The sequence below is a fragment of the Streptomyces sp. E11-3 genome, from assembly GCF_046540415.1.
GTDB lineage: Bacteria > Actinomycetota > Actinomycetes > Streptomycetales > Streptomycetaceae > Streptomyces.
Window position 1 is genome coordinate 1 of sequence record NZ_JAZGRL010000067.1, and the last position, 2,975, is coordinate 2,975.

Annotated in this window: 3 protein-coding genes and 1 pseudogene; all 4 read left to right on the top strand. The window is 74.9% G+C overall.

The genetic code is table 11. The annotated features are described in order from the left end of the window. Nucleotides 1-656, top strand: a 656-nt coding sequence (locus U9R90_RS34995; RefSeq protein ID WP_411061427.1) for an inositol-3-phosphate synthase, incomplete at its 5' end; no start/stop codon positions are given. Then, on the top strand, nucleotides 656-1,867 hold the full coding sequence (locus U9R90_RS35000; RefSeq protein WP_411061429.1) for a UbiA family prenyltransferase: 1,212 nt from the start codon (nucleotides 656-658) through the stop codon (nucleotides 1,865-1,867). The genes U9R90_RS34995 and U9R90_RS35000, both read left to right, overlap by 1 nt. After that, complete coding sequence (locus U9R90_RS35005; RefSeq protein WP_411061431.1) at nucleotides 1,864-2,742, top strand: sugar phosphate isomerase/epimerase family protein; 879 nt, start codon at nucleotides 1,864-1,866, stop codon at nucleotides 2,740-2,742. The genes U9R90_RS35000 and U9R90_RS35005 overlap by 4 nt, the downstream gene beginning before the upstream one ends. Beyond that, a pseudogene (locus U9R90_RS35010) lies at nucleotides 2,739-2,975 on the top strand (hypothetical protein); the annotation flags it as partial. The gene U9R90_RS35005 and the pseudogene U9R90_RS35010, both read left to right, overlap by 4 nt.

A 2,975-nucleotide genomic window follows, 5' to 3' on the forward strand; every position in this document is an offset into this window, starting at 1 on the left:
CCCCCCGCTTGCCCGCGAGCTCCCTGTACGCGGCGGCGGCCCTGCGCGCGGGCTGCCCCTACGTCAACTTCACCCCGTCCACCGGCCTGCACCACCCCGCGCTCAAGGCCGCAGCCGAGGCGTCCGGGCTCCCGTACGCGGGCCGCGACGGCAAGACGGGCCAGACCCTCCTGCGCTCGGTCCTCGCGCCGATGTTCGTCCAACGGGCCCTGGAAGTACGGGCCTGGTCGGGCACCAACCTGCTGGGCGGCGGGGACGGCGCCGCCCTGGCCGACCCCGGCGCCGCTGCCGCCAAGAACGCGGGCAAGGAACGCGTGCTCGCCGACACGCTGGGCGCATCTCCCGAGGGCGAGGTGCACATCGACGAGGTGCCCGCGCTCGGCGACTGGAAGACGGCCTGGGACCACATCGCCTTCGACGGCTTCCTCGGCTCCCGCATGATCCTCCAAACGACCTGGCAGGGCTGCGACTCGGCCCTCGCGGCCCCGCTGATCCTGGACCTGGCCCGCCTCCTGGCCCGCGCCCACCAGCACAACCTCACCGGCCCACTGACCGAACTCGGCTTCTACTTCAAGGACCCGGACGGCGGCCCCTCCGCCCTGGCCGACCAGTACACCTCCCTCCTGACCTTCGCGGCCCGACTCCAGGAGGCCTGATGACACCCCAGGCAACACCATCCGAGGGCCGCGGCGGCGCCCGGGCCTGGGCCGAACTGCTCCGGCTCCCGGCACTGTTCACCGTGCCCGGCGACGCGCTCGCGGGCGCTGCGGCAACCGGTCGGCGCCCCAACCACCGCACCCTGCTCGCCATCGGCTCCTCGCTCTGCCTGTACGAGGCGGGCATGGCCCTTAACGACTGGGCCGACCGAGCCGACGACGCCGTCGAACGCCCCCACCGCCCCCTGCCCTCAGGCCGCATCGCGCCAGCGGCGGCCCTCACCGCGGCGGGCGGCCTCACCCTCGCGGGCCTCGCCCTCGCCGCACGTGCCGGGCGCCCCGCGCTGACCGTGGCAAGCTCCCTGGCCGCCACGGTCTGGGCGTACGACCTGGGCCTGAAGCACACCCCGATGGGCCCCGCGACCATGGCGACGGCCCGCACCCTGGACCTCCTCCTGGGCGCCACAGCCACCACCGGAGTGGCGCGTGGCGAGAGGAGTGGCGCGAGCAACGGCGGTCGACCGGTGAGCGGTCGACCGGCGCGTGGCGGACCGGTGAGCGGTCGACCGATGCGTGGCGGACCGGTGAGCGGTCGACCGATGCGTGGTCTTCCGGTGCGCGGTCGACGGATGCGTGGCCTACCGGTGCCCCAGCCACTACCCACGGCCCCCGCCCTCGGCACTCCTCGTCACGGGGGCCCACCAAGCCGTCCCCGCCCGACGGTCGCCGCCGCGGCCATCAGCCCAGGGAAAGCCACCGGCCGCGTACGGGACGCCCTCCCGTCGGCCGTCGCGCTCGGCGTCCACACCCTCGTCGTCACCACCGTCTCCCGACGCGAGGCACAGGGCGGCTCGTCCGCCGCACCGCTCGCCGCGCTCGCGGTGACCGCCGTGCTCGGGCAGCTCCTCACGCACGGCCGCCCGAGAAGGCACAGCATCCGTGGCGCGGGCCAGCCACCAAGGACACCCCGCGACACCGCCCGGAGCCTCCTCGGCGCCGCGTACGCGGCCACCGCGGCCCGCCCGCTCGCCCACGCCGCGCTGAACCCGTCCCCGCAGCTCACCCAGCGCGCCGTCGGCGGCGGAATCCGCGCCATGATCCCGCTGCAGGCCGCGCTCGCCGCCCGCTCCGGAGCCCTCGGTACGGCGCTTGCGACCGCCGCCCTGGCCCCGCTCGCCGGCAAGCTCGCACGGAAGGTCAGCGTCACATGAGCCTCCGCCTCGGATACGGCACCAACGGCCTCACCGACCTCCGCATCGACGACGCACTCGCCCTCCTTTCCGACCTCGGCTACGACGGCGTCGGCCTGACCCTCGACCACATGCACCTGGACCCGATGGCCCCCGACCTGGCCGCCCGCACCCGACGCCTGGCCCAGCGCCTCACCCGGCTCGGTCTGAGCGTCACCGTCGAGACCGGTGCCCGCTATGTGCTCGACCCGCGCCACAAACACGGCCCCTCGCTGCTCGACCCCGACCCCGACCGGCGCGCCGCCCGGACGCGGCTGCTGATCAGAGCCGTCCAGGTCGCCGCCGACCTCGGCGCGCACGCCGTGCACTGCTTCAGCGGAACCACCCCCGAAGGGACCTCAGAGGACACTGCCTGGAAGCGGCTGGCCGAGTCCCTCGGCCCCGTGCTCGACACCGCGACCGGCGCCGGCGTCCCCCTCGCCGTGGAGCCCGAACCCGGACACCTCCTCTCCTCTCTCGCCGACTTCCACCGGCTGCGCACCGACCTGGGCGACCCGGCCGCGCTCGGACTCACCCTCGACATCGGCCACTGCCAGTGCCTGGAACCGGCGCCGCCCGCCGACTGCGTTCGCGACTCAGCCCCCTGGCTGCGGCACGTCCAGATCGAGGACATGCGCCGCGGCGTCCATGAACACCTCCCTTTCGGAGACGGCGAGATCGACTTCCCGCCCGTACTCGAAGCCCTCGCCGCCACCGGCTACCAGGGCCTGACCGTCGTCGAACTGCCCCGCCACTCCCACGCGGGCCCACAACTCGCCGCGGAATCCCTCCAGTTCCTGCGCCGAGCAAGCTCACCCGCCGTGCCCGCCACGCCCGCCGACGAGGTCACCCCATGACCCACACCTCCCCTCACTCCTGCCACTCCTCCGGCACCTCTGGGACCTCGGGGGCCTCTGGCACCTCCGAGACCGCCCGCACCCCTGACCTCAGCGCACTCCGCGCACGGCTCGACGCGGACCTCGGTGCCACCGCCCGCGCCTGGCTCGACCAGGCACTCACCGAGGCGGCAGCCCGCGCGGACACCCCAGACCGGGCACCTGCCCCCGACCAGGTCCCCGCCCCCGACCAG

Coding starts and splice junctions, on each gene's coding strand:
- U9R90_RS35000 (WP_411061429.1), top strand. CDS start 656: ATGACACCCCAGGCAACACCATCCGAGGGCCGCGGCGGCGCCCGGGCC.
- U9R90_RS35005 (WP_411061431.1), top strand. CDS start 1,864: ATGAGCCTCCGCCTCGGATACGGCACCAACGGCCTCACCGACCTCCGC.